Source organism: Empedobacter tilapiae (genome assembly GCF_004785645.1).
GTDB classification, from domain to species: Bacteria; Bacteroidota; Bacteroidia; order Flavobacteriales; family Weeksellaceae; genus Empedobacter; species Empedobacter tilapiae.
The window spans coordinates 109,954-127,746 of sequence record NZ_SRPE01000009.1 but is presented as its reverse complement, the minus strand read 5'-3'; the positions used below and the strand labels follow the sequence as shown (position 1 = coordinate 127,746).

Here is a 17,793-nt window from a genome sequence, read left to right as displayed (position 1 = left end):
ACGCTAAAATACGTTATTGTTTTTGTGTACACAATAATTTAATTGATAATAATTAGGCTTTTTTGTTTAATTATGGTTAAATAAAAAAGTGAAAATTCAGACTTGAATTTTCACTTTTTTATATTTCTATTAATATTCTTCTATAAATTTAGGTCTAGTTGCTTTGCTTCCAAAGAATGTCATAATGATAATACATAGTAATAAAAAGAAAAGAGAATATTTCCAAGTAGAATCTAAATCATATAGTTTTCCAAAAATAGGAGGACCAAAAGCAGCAATTAAATAACCAATAGATTGTGCCATTCCTGATATTTTTATTGTACCAGCGATTGTTTTGCTTCTTAATGAGAAAAATAAAATAGAAAGGCTAAAAGCAAATCCTCCTGCAATTCCAATTAAAATAGCACTGATATAACTATATTTTGATTTGAATACGATAAACATGACAATTCCTATAATGTATAGAATAGATGTAATGTAAATCATTATTTTTGGATCTTTCATTTTAGCAGCTAAAATTGGACTAAAAAACATTGCAGGCAACATAGCTAATTGCAAGACTGAAAAAACCCAGCCAGCTTCAACTTTATTCATTCCATAATCTATTAATAAAGTAGGTAATAAAGCAACTAAACAATAGTAGATTAATGATTGAAGTCCCATAAAAATACTGATATTCCAAGCTTGTTTAGAACGAAAAATATTGAATTCAACATTATTGATATTATTTTCTTTTTGTTTTGTAGTTGATTTGTTTTTTAATGAATCTACAATAACTATAAAAAGAGCAAGAATTCCACCTATAATCCAAATTCCTAGAGATCCTTTCCAACCTTTGTTTGTCCACTCCCCAATAGCTATACTTAGACCAGAAGCAGTAGCTGCAACTAAACTCATCGATACAGAAAAAATTCCTGTCATCATACCTATTTTATTAGGGAAAGTATCTTTTATATAAGCTGGAGTTAATACATTACCGATACAAATTCCTAACCCTAATAATAGAGATCCAATATATAATGCTATAACATTTCCATAAATTCTAATATAAAGACCTATTATTAAAATAATTAAAGAATAGATTAATGCATGACGAATATTAATTTTTGAAATAGCTTTGCTAACTAAAATAGAACAAGCTGCAAATACAATAAGAGGAATAGAAGTAAGTAAACTTGCTTGGAAATTATCTATTTTTAATAGTAGTTTTATTTCATCAAGAATAGGACTTACAGCTGTGATAGGTGCACGTAAATTAGCCGAAACTAATACTATTACAACTATTCCAATCCATATATATTTATTATTTTGTTGTTTTTCTCTCATTTGATAAATTTTAATATTTCGATTACAAAATTAATCATGTCGTTTTTATTAATTTTGCCATAAATTATATATAAAACGACATAATGAATAAAGATTGATGAAACAAATAATAAGAGAATATTCATAATATATAAGGATTCTCATTATTTTCATCCTGAAGAATTAGTTGAAAAAGCAAATATGTCTATTCAAATCTATAACTTATCTTTAGATAAGAAACAGAATTATACCTTAAAAATATTTGCAATTAACTAGTGTTTTAAAAAGTACAGAGTAATAATTTTACATTAAGTGAAATGACATATAAAGTAGTTTTTAAAAGTTTTTCAGCTTTTACAAAATTAAAACCTAAACTAAAAAGTAAGTAAAAAATTTAAATTCTTGGTAAATTTACTTACACCAAATATGAAAACAATGAATATTCCTTTAAATATATTTTATAAAACGATTGTTCCTGAAGAAGAAATCAAAGCTACTTTACTTATTATCCATGGTATGCAAGAACATAGTGGGCGATATGAGAATTTTGCAAAGTATTTGGCAGACAAAGGAATTCTAGTTTTGTTATATGATCATTTGGGACATGGAAAAACAGCGAAAATAGAAAAAGATTATAGTTTTTTTAGCTTAGAAAATCCTAAAAAAAAACTGATTGGAAATGCTAAAATTATGACAAAATGGTTAGAAGATCAATATCCTTTATTACCACATTTTATTTTAGGGCATTCAATGGGATCGTTTATAACACGTTGCCTACTTCAAGAATATGGGAATCACTTTGATGGCGCTATAATTATGGGAACAGGAGGTAGAATTCCTGGAATTAATTTATTGAGTAGTTTTTTAAGTCTTCTAAATAAATTGATTCCTCATAAAAGAAGTCAATTACTTAACACTATTTTTTCAAAATCAAATAATAAACATTTTAAAAATGAAGAAAATTTTCATGATACTAATTGGCTTAGTTTAGATGAGTTAAATCGTTCAAATTTTCTGAAAGATCCTCTTTGTGGAATACCTTTCACTGTTAACGGTTTTTATACTTTGATTAATTTAAATATACAAGCAACAAAAAAGAATTGGGCAAAAGCTATACCGCAATCTTTACCTATTTATTTTGTGAGTGGAGCAGATGATCCAATTGGTGATTTTGGTAAAGGAGTTTTGCAATCGTATGAAGATTTAGAGCAAAATGGTTTCGAAAAAGTTTCAATAAAATTATATCCAAACTTGAGACATGAAATATTGAATGAATCTATCAGAGATGAAGTATATCAAGATATTATAGATTGGTTAACGGTTTTAATAAATCACATAAAAATAGAGCAAAAAGATGTTAAATAAATCTTTTTGCTCCAAAAAAATTATTCTCCTAAAAGAACACCAGAAACATTCCAATAACTGAAACTATTTCCTTCAGGTTTTCCTTGCGAAATCTTTACTTGTATACTATGTTTTCCGGCTTTTAAATTGCCTAAATCTATAAAATATGGATTTGTGATTGTTCCTGGACACCAATTAGAGCGGCTATAATCAGAAGATGATAAACCATTATCAAAATTACCAGACGCAGGATTATAAGCGCGATATGAACCACAATCTTGTCTCCAAGGTATAACATTAAACACTTCTTGTCCATCAAGAAAAATACTATTTTCTTTCGGAACAAATTCATCACCATTTTCCCAACCACCATGTCCAGTTGTTGTAAAACGTAATTTAGCATTATTGTAATCTTCTTTCAACGTGAATTCTACTGTAAAACCATTCGGATTTTCGAACAAAGTAGAGTATTCTTGTCCAGCCATTTCCATCACATTTGCAGTATTGAAAATTGGTAAAGCCTTTTTAATTGGCATTGTTGTAGAACCTGAAGGATGAACAGAAATATTGGCAGAAATAATATGTCCGCCTTGATCATAATTTCCAATAAAGAAACCGATTAAAACCTCTTGATTAGATAATAGACCTTGAAATTCTGTAATTTCTTGACGATATTTTGCTTCGGTTTCCCATGTTTGATTTTTTAATTGAATATGATTGAATTTTTTGATTCCAAAAGGTGTGAAAAAGCGCATTAATTCAATAGTTGGCGAATAATTTTCTGTCAAAAAATAACCTTGATATTTCTTATTACTTGCTGATGTATAAATTGGTAATTGATTGATTCCTTTTTGTAAACCATCCATAAATGTAATTTTAGAATCACGTGGAATCAAAAATACAGAACCAGTTCTATCGTAAGCATCACCATTCGATTGTTGTGAAACATTTAAGAAAACTTGGCTTCCTACTTTAATTTGAGGAATTTTAATTTTTCGAACCACAACAGTTCCATTTGCAAAGCGATAAATTGAATCATTGGAAGAAAAATCTTTACTAAAATTAATTTGTTGATGTGATAAAAGTGGAATATCGACGAATTTACTTTTCCAAATAATGTCTTTATACGTCAACAAATCAACTCGATTTTGATACAATTCTTTTTGGATAAATTGGCTTGGAATCAAATCTTTTTCACGTTCTATTTTTGAAGCTCGAATGGTTGAATTATTATTTCGCGTAAGTTCTAAAACAAATCCCAAATTCATTCCTACCATTGTTGGGGATGCATTCAAATCCATATTGTCAACAAACCAAACGTCTATTGTATTCGAATTGATATTTGTCGTAGCCTTTTTACAACGTAAACCTAAAATTCGCTTCGTTTCTTTAGAAATTGTGAAAACAGATTTATTAAACGCAATAGAATCATTTGTTATAATAGAATTAATCGAATCAAATTGCGTAATTAATGAAATAATTGATGGATTTATTTTAGTGTAATAAAACATTTCATCAGGATAATTTGTTGAATCATTAAAGCTTTGTTGTTTTCCAATAATGGTTTCTTTCGTATTAGCAATAACTTGTATTGGGTTATTTTCTTCGACTTTCTTTCCATTCGAAAAGCGTTCATAAGTAATTTTGTAGGTTTCCTGTGCATCAAGAACAATAGCCTGAATACAAAAAATGAAAAATAGAATTGATTTCAATTTCATGTGTGATAAATAAAAAAGGTTTACAAACGAATTGTAAACCTATAAAAATATCTGATTGTATGAAAAAATATCTTACACAAAAGCATTAATTCCTGTCACATCTGCACCAGTAATCAATAAATGGACATCATGCGTTCCTTCGTAAGTGATTACAGACTCCAGGTTTGCAGCATGTCGCATCATAGGGAAATCGCCTACAATTCCCATTGCACCGATAATTTGACGAGATTCTCTCGCAATATCAATAGCCATCTTTACATTATTGCGTTTCGCCATCGAAATTTGTTCAGGCGTTGCTTTATTTTCGTTTTTCAATGTTCCTAATCGCCAACACAACAACTGAGCTTTCGTAATTTCTGTAATAAATTCAGCTAATTTTTTCTGCTGTAATTGATAAGAAGCAATCGGTTTTCCAAATTGTGTTCGTTCTAATGAATATTTCAAAGCTGATTCGTAACAATCAATTGCAGCGCCAATTACACCCCATGAAATTCCGTATCGAGCCGAATTTAAACACGATAAAGGTCCGCGTAAACTACTTACTTCTGGTAAAATCTGAGATTCTTCAATTTTTACATTTTCGAAAACTAATTCACCTGTTTTTGAAGCTCTTAATGACCATTTATTCAAAGTTTCTGGTGTTGTAAAACCTTGCATTCCACGTTCTACTATAACACCACGAATTTTTCCTTCTTCATCCCTTGCCCAAACAACTGCAATATCACAAATTGGTGAATTTGTAATCCACATTTTTGCGCCATTTAAGACATAATGATCACCATTTTTAGTTAAACGAGTTTCCATTCCTCCTGGATTTGATCCATGATTTGGTTCAGTTAACCCAAAACTTCCAACGAATTCTCCTGAAGCTAATTTTGGTAAATATTTTCGTTTTTGTTCTTCTGATCCAAAAGAAAAAATTGGATACATCACTAACGAAGATTGTACTGATGCAGCAGAACGAACAGCCGAATCGCCGCGTTCTAATTCTTGCATGATTAATCCATACGACATTTGATCTAAACCAGCGCCTCCATATTCTTCAGGAATATAAGGTCCTAAAGCGCCAATTGCACCTAATTTTTTCATTAAATCTGGAATATCTTTGTGATGTTGCGCAGCATCATCTATCACAGGTTTTATTTCGTTGTCCACAAAATCTCGAACAGATTGACGAATTAATTTATGTTCTTCGGTTAATAAATCATCAATCTTAAAATAATCTGTAGTTGAATTCATTTTATGCGGTTTTATTTTATTAAATCTAACGATTATTCATTAAATTAAAAATTATTCTGAATAATATTTATTAAAAATTTTAATTTATGAAACTTTTGACTAATTTAGGTAAAAGTTAAAAACACAAAATAACACAAAAAAATGATAGAAAACGAATTAAAAGAATTGGGTATTTCTTCCGAAAATCTCGGAACATCGACAGGAAATACTTGGTTTGGAAAAGGTGAAGAGCTTTCTTCTTACTCGCCAGTAGACGGAAAATTGATTGGAAAAGTTAAATCATCAACCAAAGATGATTATGAAGAAGTGATAAAAAAAGCACAAACAGCTTTCAAAGAATGGAGAATGATTCCTGCTCCGAAACGAGGAGAGATTGTGCGTCAATTTGGAGATAAACTTCGTAAGAAAAAGGCTTCCTTGGGAAAATTGGTTTCATATGAAATGGGAAAATCCTATCAAGAAGGTTTGGGTGAAGTACAAGAAATGATTGATATATGTGATTTTGCAGTTGGATTATCGCGTCAATTATATGGTTCGACAATTCATTCGGAAAGACCTTTGCATCGCATGTACGATCAATATCATCCGCTTGGAGTTGTAGGAGTGATTTCAGCGTTCAACTTTCCAGTTGCTGTTTGGTCTTGGAATACGTGTTTAGCGATGGTTTGCGGTGATGTTGTAGTTTGGAAACCAAGTGAAAAAACACCTTTATGTGCGGTTGCGTGTCAACATATTTTAGCAGAAGTTTTAAAAGAAAATAATATTTCAGAAGGAGTTTCTTCTTTGGTGATGGGCGATAAAACAATTGGTGAATTAATTGCGCAAGATTCTCGTGTGGCTTTGGTTTCTGCAACAGGTTCTACGCGAATGGGAATTGAAGTGAATAAAGTTGTTGCTGCTCGTTTGGGTAAAACAATTTTAGAATTAGGTGGAAATAATGCGATAATCGTTACGCAAGATGCAGATTTAAAAATTATGTTGACTTCAGCTGTTTTTGGTGCGGTTGGTACTGCTGGTCAACGTTGTACAACAACAAGACGTTTGATTGTTCATGAATCGATTTATGATAAAGTAAAAGAATCGTTAGTAAATGCTTACAAACAAATAAAAATAGGTAATCCGTTGGATACAGCAAATCATGTTGGTCCGTTGATTGATAAATATGCGGTTGAAATGTATTCAAATGCATTAGAAAAAATTAATCAAGAAGGAGGAAAGATTATCGTTGAAGGAGGAATTTTAGAAGGAAATGGTTTTGAAAGCGGTTGCTATGTAAAGCCTGTAATTGCTGAGGTTGAGAATCATTTCGAAATTGTTCAACATGAAACCTTTGCTCCAATTTTATATTTAATCAAATATTCTGGGGATGTGTTAAATGCTATTGAAATTCAGAATAATGTAGCGCAAGGATTATCATCATCTATTATGACAAATAATCTTCGTGAAGCTGAATTATTTTTAAGTCAACAAGGTTCTGATTGCGGAATTGCGAATGTAAATATTGGAACATCTGGAGCTGAAATTGGTGGTGCTTTCGGTGGGGAAAAGGAAACTGGAGGTGGACGTGAGTCAGGTTCGGATGCTTGGAAAGCTTATATGCGACGACAAACGAATACAATTAATTATTCGACAGAAGTGCCATTGGCGCAAGGAATTAAGTTTGATTTTTAAAAAAAAATATAGAAATGAGTACAGTACACGAAAGATTAGCAAAACATATATTAGCAGATGGATATCCAATTGTAATGGATATGGATAAATCGCATGGATCTTATGTTGTAGATGAAAATGGCGTTGAATATTTGGATTTATTTTCGATGTTCGCTTCAACAGCGATTGGATACAATCATCCACATTTGATGTCTAAAATAGATTTTTTAGGTCGAAATGCAGTTAATAAACCTGCAATGTCAGATATTTATACAAAAGATTATGCAGATTTGATAGATACGTTTGAGCGTGTTGCAATGCCAAAAGAATTACAATATTTATTCTTTATTTCGGGTGGAACGTTGGCCGTTGAAAATGCTTTGAAGGCTGCTTTTGATTGGAAAACTAGATTAAATTTTTCAAAAGGAATTGAGCAGGAGGCTGGAGAAGTAATTCATTTCAAGCAAGCATTTCATGGTCGTTCTGGCTATACCTTATCATTAACGAATACAAAAGACCCACGAAAATATGATTACTTTCCTAAGTTTAATTGGCCTAGAATAGAAAACCCAAAAATTCAATATCCTGTTACAGAAGATAATCTTTGTAAAACTATTGAACATGAGAAACAAGCAATAGAACAGATAGAGAAAGTTCTTTCTGATAGAAAAAATAAGATAGCTTGCATTATTATTGAACCAATTCAGGGAGAAGGTGGAGACAATTTTTTCCGAAAAGAATTCTTTCAAAAGTTGAGAGAAATTTGTGATAAAGAAGAAATTATACTAATTTTTGATGAAGTTCAAACAGGAATGGGAATGACAGGTAAAATGTGGGCTTTTCAGCATTATGATGTAATCCCAGATATTATTTCATTTGGAAAGAAAACTCAAGTTTGTGGGATTTTAGCAAACAAAGAAAAATTAGATCAAATTCCGAATAATGTTTTCAAAGAATCGAGTCGTATTAATTCAACTTTTGGTGGAAATTATATCGATATGTTGCGTTTTAAATTAATTTTAGAAGTTATAGAACAAGAAAAATTAGTTGAGAATGCAGCTGAAAAAGGAAAATATATTATCAATAAATTAAATGAAATTGCCAAAGAAACAAAGAAAATTCATTCGGTTCGCGGTCTAGGATTATTTATCGCATTTGATTTTATTTCTGATGAAGATCGTTCAGAATTCATCAAAACATGTTTCGATAATCATATGATTATTCTTCCTTGTGGAGAAAATTCAGTGCGAATGCGTCCTCATCTCAATATTTCAGAAGAAGATGTGGATAAAGCCATTAAAATTATTAAATTAGCATTAAAATAAACTAAAAAAAAGCAACCAAACGAAGGTTGCTTTTTTAATTTTACATTAGATAAAATAAAATTATGATAGATTCTTTTTTCTTCGATTTTGATGGAACATTGCAAGGTTTTGAAAACCACAAAATCAGTGATTCAACAATTGAAGCGTTGAAATTATTGAAACAAAAAAACAAAAAAATATACATTGCAACAGGACGAAATATGGTTGATATGCCCGAACATATTTTTGAATATGGTTTTGATGGTTACATTAATAATAATGGAGGAATGTGCTCGGACGAAAATCGTCAATCATTTTTTGTAGATTACATCAATCCTAATGATATAGAAGCTTTGTTGCAATATGATGAAGAGAATCCTTTTTCATTTTCGTATATGACAAAAGAAGCGTTTAGTATCAATCGAGTGAATGAGAATGTGGAAAAATCGTTTGCTTATTTTGGAATGGAAGTTCCTGAAGTTGTTGATCCTCGAACTTTGCCGAAAGATAATATCATGCAAATGAACTTTTTTGTGAACGAAGAACAAGAAGAGTATTTGATGAAAAATGTGTTGACAAATAGTGTTGGAACGCGTTGGATAGAATATTTTGCAGATATAAATCCGAAAGATATTAGTAAAATGCGTGGAATAGAACGTGTAGCAGAACGTCATCAATTAGATTTATCGAAAACAATGGCTTTTGGTGATGGAGGTAATGATATTAGTATGTTGAAAGGTTGCAAAATTGGTGTAGCTATGGGCGATGCGAAAGAGAATGTTCGTGAATTTGCTGATTATGTTACAACCTCTGCGGACAATCACGGAATATGGAATGCGCTGAAACATTTTGAGATAATTTAGAAAGCTATAAAATCTACAATGAAACCAATTTACATAACCAAATTTAATTTAGCCAGTATATTACTGGCAATTTTAATTATTATTACTTTATTAGGGGTTGGTATATATTTTCTTTTAGAACTTAAAGGAGAAAATCTTTTCATTAAACTATTTATCTCATTACCAATATCTATTATGGTATTATTTTATTTTTTGATTTTTGAAAAAATATATAAAATTAATATCTACCATAATTATTTTGAGTTAATTAGTAGGTTTGGTTTTAAGAAGCAAAAAATCTATAATCACGAAATTTCAGGTTATTTTATTCATTACACTAAAGATCGTTTTGGTAAAGTACAGTCAAATTTTTTTTTACTTTTGAAGAGTAATACACGTATAGGGATTTCATTTGATTACTATTTAGATAGAGAACAATTGCTATATTATTTAACACAAAACTTACAAATGTTAGAAGATCCGTTTATAGAGAAATAAATTAATGTTAGATATGATATTATTTTAGGAGATAAAAGGAAAGATAATTCGTCAAACCTTTAATATAAGAAGATTGGTATTTATTTAATCGTTTTCATTTTGATTGAAATCATTTATCAAGGAAACTAATTTAATTCTTAATTATATCGCTTATTTGGTATGGGAGTATATTATTTAATAGAAGTTATATAAAAGTTCAACCATTTAGTTGATTTTTTTTCTTTCACAATGTTGCGTTAAATAATTATTCTATTGTTGTAGAATTGAAAATTAAAATTATTTTAGTCTATTAATTAATTACAACACAATGAAACAATTATTACTAGCTGGATTTTTACTTTTTTCGAATTTTGGTTTTGGGCAAGAAAAGCTTATTGTCGATTATAAATACGATATAAAGCATGATGAAGAGAAAATAAAAGAGTTTGAAAGAGAACAAGCACAAAAAGGAGGAGGTACAATAAAAATTGGAGGGTCTCCAAATATTTATTATCAATTAGAATATAGTGATCATCAGTCCGTTTACAAAAAAATAGAAACCATTAATAATGATCAAAATGGTAGCTCTATGGGGGCTTTTTCAATTAATATTGGAGGAGAATATAAAGATCTGATTAATGAAACAAGTAAGAAAGCGTTTCGCCAAGAAGTCGTTTTAGATAAACAAAATTTTATTGTGGTTACGCCATATAAAGATTATGAATGGAAAATTACAGATATTGAAGATACGATTTTGGGTTACAAAGTAAAAAAAGCTATTGGTAATGATAAAGGTAAGCAAATAGCAGCTTGGTTTGCGCCAGATATTAAGGTTGATGCAGGGCCAAATCAAGTGAATGGATTGCCAGGTTTGATTCTGAAAACGGTGAGCGAAACGGGTGGTAAATTTGGTTCGATTATGACTTATGAAGCGGATAAAATTACCTTAAATCCTAAAAAAATGTCTAAAACTAAACCTATAAAAGGTGAAGAAATAACACAAGAAGAGTTAAAAAAATTGCAAGATGAATCTCGTCAAAAAATGAGAGAATCTTTTTCAATTGGAGTGGACAAAAAATAATTTTGAATGAAATATTTAGTTATTTTTATTAGTTTTTTTCTAGCTTAAGTTTTGCTCAAAATGGATTGGAAATAGAATACGAAGAAGTTTCTATTCCTAGAATTATAGGAAAAGATGGGAAGGAAGAAAAATTGGATGATGATTTTATAAAAGCACTTTCTGTTCCAAAAAATTATGTGCTACAAATAGAAAAAGGAAAAAGTGTTTTTTCTAAGATTGAGAAAATTAATAATTCTCAAGGTAACGCATCGGTTACGATGTATGGTATTTTTTCGTATAATTTTGAGCAAGATTTCAATCAAAATAAAATGAAACAAGAATGGATGATAGAGAATAAAAAATACCTTGTAACTGATACAATTTCTACACATTTGAAATACGAACTAACACAAGAGAAATCGACTTATTTGGGTTTTGATGTTAAACAAGCAGTTGTAAAATATGATGATAATAACAAATCAATTATTTGGTACGCACCAAGTTTACCCAAACGTTTTGGTCCAAAAGAATTTATTAATCTTCCAAGGTTTGGTATTAAAAGTAGAATCTATTCGAAATGGAATTATTGATCCATCTTATTCTTTGAAAGCAACTTCTGTTACAACAAAAGATCATTTAGAATTTAAGAAATTATTCAAGGCTAAGGAAATTTCAAAAGCCGAATTTGAAAAGCTGAAAGCTGATTATAACCAACAAAGTTCGAATGAAAATCAAGGAGTAGATAAAAATTAACCTAAATAAAAAAGGATTTCATAAGTGAAATCCTTTTTTATATACTAACTAATTGATAAAATTATTTATCAATTGAACCCATTACGCGTTGCATAAAAGTATTGGCAGCAGTACGCTCATCCAATCCTTCTTCTTCCATCATTTGCTTCATTTCCATTGCTCCACAAATGTTAGAAATCATTTCTCCAATTACTTCTTGTTCTGGCTCTTTTACAGCTGGGGAATCAGCATAAACTTCCAAAACTTCTAAAGCCGTTTCCATTGCTTCAATAGAAACGTTTTTTGCTAAATTCTTAAATACCGGCAGCTTCATTGATCAATTCTTTTACAGCATCAATTTTAGACGCAGTTACTTGTCCTACATTAACTCCTCCTTTGAAAACCGCGAAAGTTGGTAAATTCGGAACTTCAGCTAATTTTCTTGATTCTACTAATTTCTCAGCATCAACATATAAAAACTCAGCTTGACCTTCATATTCAGCAGCTAATTTTTTGAATTTTGGTTTTACTAAACGGCAGTTTCCACACCATCCAGCACCATATTGTACAATTACTATATTGTTGTCAGCAACTACTTGTGCTAAGTTATCTTGTTCTAATTCTGCAAACATTTTATTAATTTTTATAAGTTAAAAATTGGGTATAAAAAAGGCTGTCTAAGTGTTGAGCTTAGTGATTTTTATTGAAAATGAATCCGTTAAAATCTCCTGTCAAATTTTTTAGACAGCCTCTTTGTGAATTTTGAAAATCAAAAGATTTTCAAGTTATTTTTAGTGAGAAGCTAAGTAAGAAGCTACACCATCTTTAGTAGCGTTCATTGCATCTTTTCCTTCTTCCCAGTTTGCTGGACAAACTTCACCATATTTCTCAACGTGTAAAATAGCGTCTAATAAACGTACATACTCATCAATGTTACGTCCTAATGGTAAATCGTTGATTGTTTCGTGACGAACAACACCGTTTTTGTCGATGATGAATGTTCCACGGTAAGCAACTGGAGCTCCTTCAAATTTCAAAGAATCATTTTCTTCATTGTAAACATACTCTCCAGCTAAAACTCCATAATCCATAGCGATAGTTTTTGCTAAATCAGCAACGATTGGATAAGTAACACCTTCGATACCTCCGTTATCTTTAGCAGTGTTTAACCACGCTAAGTGAGTTTCTTCTGAATCACAAGAAGCAGCGATTACAACAGCATCTCTTTTTTCGAATTCAGCTAATTTAGCTTGGAATGCGTGTAATTCTGTTGGACAAACAAATGTGAAATCTTTTGGATAGAAGAATAAAACGATGTTTTTTTCTCCGATTGGTAATGAAAAATTTTCTACGATTTCGTCTCCATCAATTACTGCTGGCGCTGTGAATAAAGGCGCTTTTTTTCCTACTAATGACATAATTTTAATTTTTTATATTTTATTTTTTATTTCTCAATTTGATAAAACTTATTATAGTTTTTAACTCTTTTACTGATGCAAATTTAGACTGATATTTTAAATTGTCCATACATTTTCAATTTCAAATATAGATTAAACTATAAATTATATTTATGATATATGATTAATAATAATTATTGAGTTAATATTTTATTGAAATTTATGAAACAAGCATTTTATCTTATCTCTAAGCTAATTTACAAAGATTATTTACCTTAAAGAATGATATTCCTTATGTTGATGATTATTTAAAATTAATTAAATTTTATTTCTATATTAGTAGAATCATAAAACACTATAAAATGTTAAAATACTTATTTTTAATTCTTCCCATAATTGGATTTTCTCAAGATGCTGTTCGTGTAGAATATGAAGTTCGTCAAGAATTTGATAGAAATAATTTAAATCAAACATCAGCTAGATTGGAAGAAATGCTAATCAATTCAGAGAATAAAAGATATTATTATGAGCTGATTGTAAATGCTACGAATTCTAATTTTACAGAAATTGAACGAATTAATAATGAACAGAAAAGTACAGGAATTACTGTTGGTTTAAGCAGTAATGTTAGTTCTAATATTTATAAGGAATTTAATACGAAAGAATTATATGAGAATAGTAAAATGAAACCTAAATTATTCATCAAAGATTCCATTCAGACTTTCACTTGGGTGTTGAGTAAAGAAGAATCAACAATTTTAGGTTATAAAGTCAGAAAAGCAACATATACAAATCCAACACAGATAGTAGAAGCGTGGTACGCTCCAGATCTAATTTTTCGTGATGGACCTTCTCGTTTTAATGGATTACCAGGTTTAATTTTAAAAATTAAATTCAAATTACCATTTACAAGTGATATGGATACAAATGTTAGTTTTACAGCAATTGATGTAAAACCATACGCAGGGAAAATAGAAATACCAAATAAATCGAAGAAAGTAACCAAAGAAGAATATGATAAAGAAATTGAAAAATCAATGAGAAAATCGGAAGGAATGATTAATCAAGGAGTAGGGAAAGATTAAGATATTAAAATCGGAGGTTTGTGAGTTCACGAACCTTTTTTTGTCAGGATAATTAGAAACTAAAGTTTTTTTTATTTTCTACTATTTGTATAAAAATTATACAAAATAGTAAGAGATCTTTGTGTTAAAAAAAATGTATTAGATTTATATTCTCTGATTAAGAGAGTGATTAATATTTTTTTTTTAATCGTTAAAATATGCTAAAATATTTGCTTTTAAATATTATTGTTTATTTTTTTATGTTTTCATATTTTCATTTTATATAACTGATTATTAGTAATTAACATGTTTAATAACTTGTTTTAATAAATTTCTATAAACCATACTTTTAAATCTATATTAATTCTATAGAGTATTTTATTTTTAGATTTTTATTCTATTTACTTTTCTTTATATGGATTTCATTTGATTAGTCAAATTATTATAATTTTCCACATATTCTATTTTTTTTGTTAAAAATTTAATGATTAGTTATTATTTGTAACGTTTATACTAGAATGTTTTTATATTCATTAAATAGAAACTATTTCTAAATACTATTATTTTAAATAATATTTTTAGTATAATATTCTTTAAATACAGAGATTTGTAGTATAAAATTAATGAATGAAAAAAACTCAAAGAAATTTAAGTCTCATAGGTCTGCTGTTATTAAGTTCTCTCACGTTTTCTCAGATTAAGGGACAAGTGAATGATGAATTAGGATTTCCATTACAAGATGCAGAAATAAAAGTGAAAAATCAAGATCAAATATTCTATACAGATGAAAATGGTCATTTTTCAATAGATCTTCCTTTAGGAACTGTATTAATTATTAATGGTTTAGAGTATAAAGTTGATCAATATGATTTGGGTGTAATCGACTTGAAACAAAAATCAGAAAATATTGATTTGGATATAGTTGTTGTAAAAAGTATTTTCGAAGCTCCTCAATCAGCAGGTACAACAACCTTAAAAGGTGATGACTTCAAAAACTTAAATCCTTCAACTTCGATAGATCAATTGTTGTCGGGTAAAGTCTCAGGACTATCTTCTCAAGCACAAAATGGTGCACCAGGAAGTAACGCAAATGTTGTGATAAGAGGTGCTATTGGTTTAAATGGAGGAGTGAAAAACCCGCTTTATGTGGTTGATGGAACTTATTTGTCTGCTGCAGATATTGTAGCATTAAACCCTAATGATGTAGAAGAAGTAAAAGTATTAAAAGATGCTTCACAAGTAGCTATTTATGGTTCTCGAGGAGCAAATGGAGTGATTCTGATTACAACAAAACGTGCTAAAAAAAATGAAGGAGTAATCTCTTATTCTTCACGTATCGGATTTGGAGAAAATTTAGGATTTAAAAATATAAACCTAATGAATGGGCGTCAGTTTTTAAATTTTCAGAATGAAATAAGTCAATTAAAAGATCAGGAAACAGGACGTAACTTAGGTTTAGGTGTAGCTAGAAGTGTAGATGAGATAAATAGATTATCTCAATACGCTCATGATTGGAAAGATGATATTTTTAAAAGAAGTGTGGTTAGTTCGCATTATTTGACTTTCAATAAAAATGACGGAGAGACAGCTCAATCTTTTTCATTGGGTTATGACCAGGACAATGGTACTGTAGAGTTTTATAAAGGTTTTGAACGTATAACTTCTTCTATTAACATTTCATCAAAAATGAAAGATTGGTTACGATATGGTATTGATATAAACGGAGCTTATACAAAAAGAGATTTACCATCAGACGTTTATAATTTTTCTAGTCCTTTTACCAATATCTATTTAAATTATCCTTATGCATCTGTCTATGAGTTGGATGAAGCTGGAAATGTGAAATTGGATGAAACAGGTTTACCTATATATAATTCAAATGTAAATATTTTACAAAATCCAGTTTTAGATCAAATGAAATATACCAATGCAGAATATCGAAATTTTAGACTTTTTGGTTCTGGATTTTTAGAGGCAGATTTAACCGATAAATTAACCTTGAGAACTACTTTTGGAGCGAAATATAACAGAAATCAGTTTGAAAGTTTTGTTTCACCCTTGGCTTTTGTTTCAAAAAATCGTGGTACAGGAGGAAGTAAAGTAGACATAGGTGATGATCGTTTTGCTTACAATTGGAGAAATGAGTTGAACTATATCAATAAGTTTGATTTACATACATTACGAATTACGTTAGCTTCTGAATATTCAAGTGAAAAAAACTATAACATTACTTTGCGTAGTGAAGGTTATCCAAATGGGGATAAAAGTGTCCAATCTTTGGCAAATAGAATTTTGAATTCTTCTTATACAGACCGATGGGATGAAGCTAGATTTGGTTATTTAGGTGCTATTTCTTACGATTATAATAAAAAATATTTTTTAGATGTTTATTTTAGAAGAGATGGATCTTCTTTAGCAGGATTAGAAGAACAGTATGGTAATTTCTGGGGAACTTCTCTAACATGGGATGTTGGAAGAGAAAATTTTTTAAAAGAGAATCAATATCTAACAGGTCTTAAGTTAAAAGCATCCTATGGTGAAGTAGGAGATGATTCGTCAATTCCGAGATACATTAATCAGCCATACATTAGTTTAAATGGAAATTATGGAGGAAATACAATTGCAATTCCACCGAGGTATGCAGTTGATTCTAAAATGACTTGGGAAACTAATCGAAAATTAAATATAGGAACTGAATTTGATTTCTTCAAACATATTATCACAGGATCATTTGCGTATTTCAATGATAATAGAAAGAATTTTATTTTCAAGACGTTGTTACCTATAGAATCAGGAGATTTAAGTAAAACTGTAAATGCAGGAGAAATAACATCTAAAGGAATAGAGCTCGATCTTAATATAATAGCGGTTTCTCAGAAAAATTTTAAATTATCCTTTTATGGAAATTTAACATCAATAAGCTACAAAATCAATGATTTAAATGGAAATGATCAATTATTAATCGGTACTGGAGATGAAATTTCTCCTAGTATGGTTCATGTAAAAGATCAATCTCCTTATCAATTTCGTCTGGTACGTTATGTAGGAGTTAATCCTGAAAACGGAAAGAATTGGTATTTAGATAAAGATGGTAATGTAACGGAAGACTATAAAGCTGAAGATGCAGTAGCAACAGGTAAAACTCCTCTTCCAAAATTATATGGGGGATTTGGGCTAAATACTAGTATTTATGGTTTTGATATTAGTGCAGATTTTACTTATTCTTTAGGTGCTTATATGTATAATTACACTTATAGAGATTTAACAAATGCACCAATGAACTTCAATCAAGTTGTAGAAGCAAATGATTATTGGAGAAATCCTGGAGATCATACAAAGTTTGGTAGACCAACAACTCTTGGTGAACAAGAATCTACAAAGTATTTGGAAAAATCAAATTATGTTATGTTCAGAAATCTTTCTATTGGCTACACATTTACTGAATTGCTAAAGAATACGTTTATCAAAAACTTGAGGCTTTATGCGCAAGTCCAGAACTTAGCATTGTGGACAAAATATCATGGTGATCCAGTTTCAGCAACAGGATCTCAAAGTATGATGAGTGTTGGTGACGCAGGATATGTATCTGGATCATATTCGTTGTTTACCTATCCTCAAGTTCGTACTTATTCATTAGGTTTTAACATAACATTTTAAGAAA

At 29.7% G+C, this 17,793-nt stretch carries 15 protein-coding genes and 1 pseudogene; 10 read left to right on the top strand and 6 right to left on the bottom strand.

What is annotated here, in order from left to right:
• Positions 1-129: 129 nt before the first annotated feature.
• Positions 130-1,326, bottom strand: coding sequence for a CynX/NimT family MFS transporter (locus E4J94_RS13105; RefSeq protein ID WP_135836249.1), 1,197 nt, complete (start codon positions 1,324-1,326; stop codon positions 130-132).
• 414 nt (positions 1,327-1,740) lie between these two features.
• Between E4J94_RS13105 and E4J94_RS13100 the strand changes: the two genes are divergently transcribed.
• Positions 1,741-2,670: an alpha/beta fold hydrolase gene (locus E4J94_RS13100; protein WP_135836248.1), complete on the top strand. Its 930-nt coding sequence runs from the start codon at positions 1,741-1,743 to the stop codon at positions 2,668-2,670.
• A 20-nt stretch (positions 2,671-2,690) separates the two neighbouring features.
• Here E4J94_RS13100 and E4J94_RS13095 read toward each other — a convergent pair whose 3' ends face one another.
• The gene (locus E4J94_RS13095; RefSeq protein WP_135836247.1) at positions 2,691-4,367 is read right to left on the bottom strand and encodes a PNGase F N-terminal domain-containing protein; all 1,677 of its coding nucleotides are present in this window, start codon (positions 4,365-4,367) and stop codon (positions 2,691-2,693) included.
• A gap of 72 nt (positions 4,368-4,439) precedes the next feature.
• Positions 4,440-5,606, bottom strand: a complete 1,167-nt coding sequence (locus tag E4J94_RS13090; protein ID WP_135836246.1) for an acyl-CoA dehydrogenase family protein — start codon at positions 5,604-5,606, stop codon at positions 4,440-4,442.
• 141 nt (positions 5,607-5,747) lie between these two features.
• On the opposite strand from E4J94_RS13090, the gene amaB reads away from it, so the two are divergent.
• The 7 genes and pseudogenes from amaB (at position 5,748) to E4J94_RS13055 (ending at position 11,692) form a co-directional block, all read left to right on the top strand.
• The gene (gene amaB, locus E4J94_RS13085) at positions 5,748-7,277 is read left to right on the top strand and encodes an L-piperidine-6-carboxylate dehydrogenase (protein WP_135836245.1); all 1,530 of its coding nucleotides are present in this window, start codon (positions 5,748-5,750) and stop codon (positions 7,275-7,277) included.
• Positions 7,278-7,291: 14 nt separating this feature from the next.
• Positions 7,292-8,581, top strand: coding sequence for an L-lysine 6-transaminase (gene lat / locus E4J94_RS13080; RefSeq protein ID WP_135836244.1), 1,290 nt, complete (start codon positions 7,292-7,294; stop codon positions 8,579-8,581).
• Between the two features lie 62 nt (positions 8,582-8,643).
• On the top strand, positions 8,644-9,423 hold the full coding sequence (locus tag E4J94_RS13075) for an HAD family hydrolase (protein ID WP_135836243.1): 780 nt from the start codon (positions 8,644-8,646) through the stop codon (positions 9,421-9,423).
• An 18-nt stretch (positions 9,424-9,441) separates the two neighbouring features.
• On the top strand, positions 9,442-9,900 hold the full coding sequence (locus tag E4J94_RS13070) for a hypothetical protein (RefSeq protein ID WP_135836242.1): 459 nt from the start codon (positions 9,442-9,444) through the stop codon (positions 9,898-9,900).
• 307 nt (positions 9,901-10,207) lie between these two features.
• The gene (locus E4J94_RS13065; RefSeq protein WP_135836241.1) at positions 10,208-10,960 is read left to right on the top strand and encodes a GLPGLI family protein; all 753 of its coding nucleotides are present in this window, start codon (positions 10,208-10,210) and stop codon (positions 10,958-10,960) included.
• 47 nt (positions 10,961-11,007) lie between these two features.
• Positions 11,008-11,529: pseudogene (locus E4J94_RS13060) on the top strand (GLPGLI family protein); the annotation flags it as partial.
• Entirely contained in the window at positions 11,489-11,692 is a 204-nt protein-coding gene (locus E4J94_RS13055; protein WP_135836239.1) for a hypothetical protein, read from the top strand. The pseudogene E4J94_RS13060 and the gene E4J94_RS13055, both read left to right, overlap by 41 nt.
• A 61-nt stretch (positions 11,693-11,753) precedes the next feature.
• Here the strand turns inward: E4J94_RS13055 and E4J94_RS13050 are convergent, their stop codons facing one another.
• The 3 genes from E4J94_RS13050 to E4J94_RS13040 all read right to left on the bottom strand — a co-directional run bounded on the left by E4J94_RS13050 (position 11,754) and on the right by E4J94_RS13040 (position 13,089).
• Positions 11,754-12,005, bottom strand: coding sequence for a DUF6952 family protein (locus E4J94_RS13050; RefSeq protein ID WP_038336694.1), 252 nt, complete (start codon positions 12,003-12,005; stop codon positions 11,754-11,756).
• Complete coding sequence (locus E4J94_RS13045; RefSeq protein WP_135836238.1) at positions 11,986-12,303, bottom strand: thioredoxin family protein; 318 nt, start codon at positions 12,301-12,303, stop codon at positions 11,986-11,988. Before E4J94_RS13045 ends, E4J94_RS13050 begins: the two co-directional genes overlap by 20 nt.
• Before the next feature lie 159 nt (positions 12,304-12,462).
• Positions 12,463-13,089 (bottom strand): peroxiredoxin, encoded by a 627-nt coding sequence (locus tag E4J94_RS13040; RefSeq protein WP_135836237.1) that lies wholly within the window; start codon positions 13,087-13,089, stop codon positions 12,463-12,465.
• Between the two features lie 341 nt (positions 13,090-13,430).
• Between E4J94_RS13040 and E4J94_RS13035 the strand changes: the two genes are divergently transcribed.
• Positions 13,431-14,153, top strand: a complete 723-nt coding sequence (locus E4J94_RS13035) for a GLPGLI family protein (protein WP_135836236.1) — start codon at positions 13,431-13,433, stop codon at positions 14,151-14,153.
• Positions 14,154-14,759: 606 nt separating this feature from the next.
• Complete coding sequence (locus tag E4J94_RS13030; protein WP_135836235.1) at positions 14,760-17,789, top strand: SusC/RagA family TonB-linked outer membrane protein; 3,030 nt, start codon at positions 14,760-14,762, stop codon at positions 17,787-17,789.
• Positions 17,790-17,793: the final 4 nt, after the last annotated feature.

Bases quoted from the DNA above. Each gene is read 5' to 3' on its own strand.
- E4J94_RS13105 (WP_135836249.1), bottom strand. From the start codon at position 1,326: ATGAGAGAAAAACAACAAAATAATAAATATATATGGATTGGAATAGTT.
- E4J94_RS13100 (WP_135836248.1), top strand. From the start codon at position 1,741: ATGAATATTCCTTTAAATATATTTTATAAAACGATTGTTCCTGAAGAA.
- E4J94_RS13095 (WP_135836247.1), bottom strand. From the start codon at position 4,367: ATGAAATTGAAATCAATTCTATTTTTCATTTTTTGTATTCAGGCTATT.
- E4J94_RS13090 (WP_135836246.1), bottom strand. From the start codon at position 5,606: ATGAATTCAACTACAGATTATTTTAAGATTGATGATTTATTAACCGAA.
- amaB (WP_135836245.1), top strand. From the start codon at position 5,748: ATGATAGAAAACGAATTAAAAGAATTGGGTATTTCTTCCGAAAATCTC.
- lat (WP_135836244.1), top strand. From the start codon at position 7,292: ATGAGTACAGTACACGAAAGATTAGCAAAACATATATTAGCAGATGGA.
- E4J94_RS13075 (WP_135836243.1), top strand. From the start codon at position 8,644: ATGATAGATTCTTTTTTCTTCGATTTTGATGGAACATTGCAAGGTTTT.
- E4J94_RS13070 (WP_135836242.1), top strand. From the start codon at position 9,442: ATGAAACCAATTTACATAACCAAATTTAATTTAGCCAGTATATTACTG.
- E4J94_RS13065 (WP_135836241.1), top strand. From the start codon at position 10,208: ATGAAACAATTATTACTAGCTGGATTTTTACTTTTTTCGAATTTTGGT.
- E4J94_RS13050 (WP_038336694.1), bottom strand. From the start codon at position 12,005: ATGAAGCTGCCGGTATTTAAGAATTTAGCAAAAAACGTTTCTATTGAA.
- E4J94_RS13045 (WP_135836238.1), bottom strand. From the start codon at position 12,303: ATGTTTGCAGAATTAGAACAAGATAACTTAGCACAAGTAGTTGCTGAC.
- E4J94_RS13040 (WP_135836237.1), bottom strand. From the start codon at position 13,089: ATGTCATTAGTAGGAAAAAAAGCGCCTTTATTCACAGCGCCAGCAGTA.
- E4J94_RS13035 (WP_135836236.1), top strand. From the start codon at position 13,431: ATGTTAAAATACTTATTTTTAATTCTTCCCATAATTGGATTTTCTCAA.
- E4J94_RS13030 (WP_135836235.1), top strand. From the start codon at position 14,760: ATGAAAAAAACTCAAAGAAATTTAAGTCTCATAGGTCTGCTGTTATTA.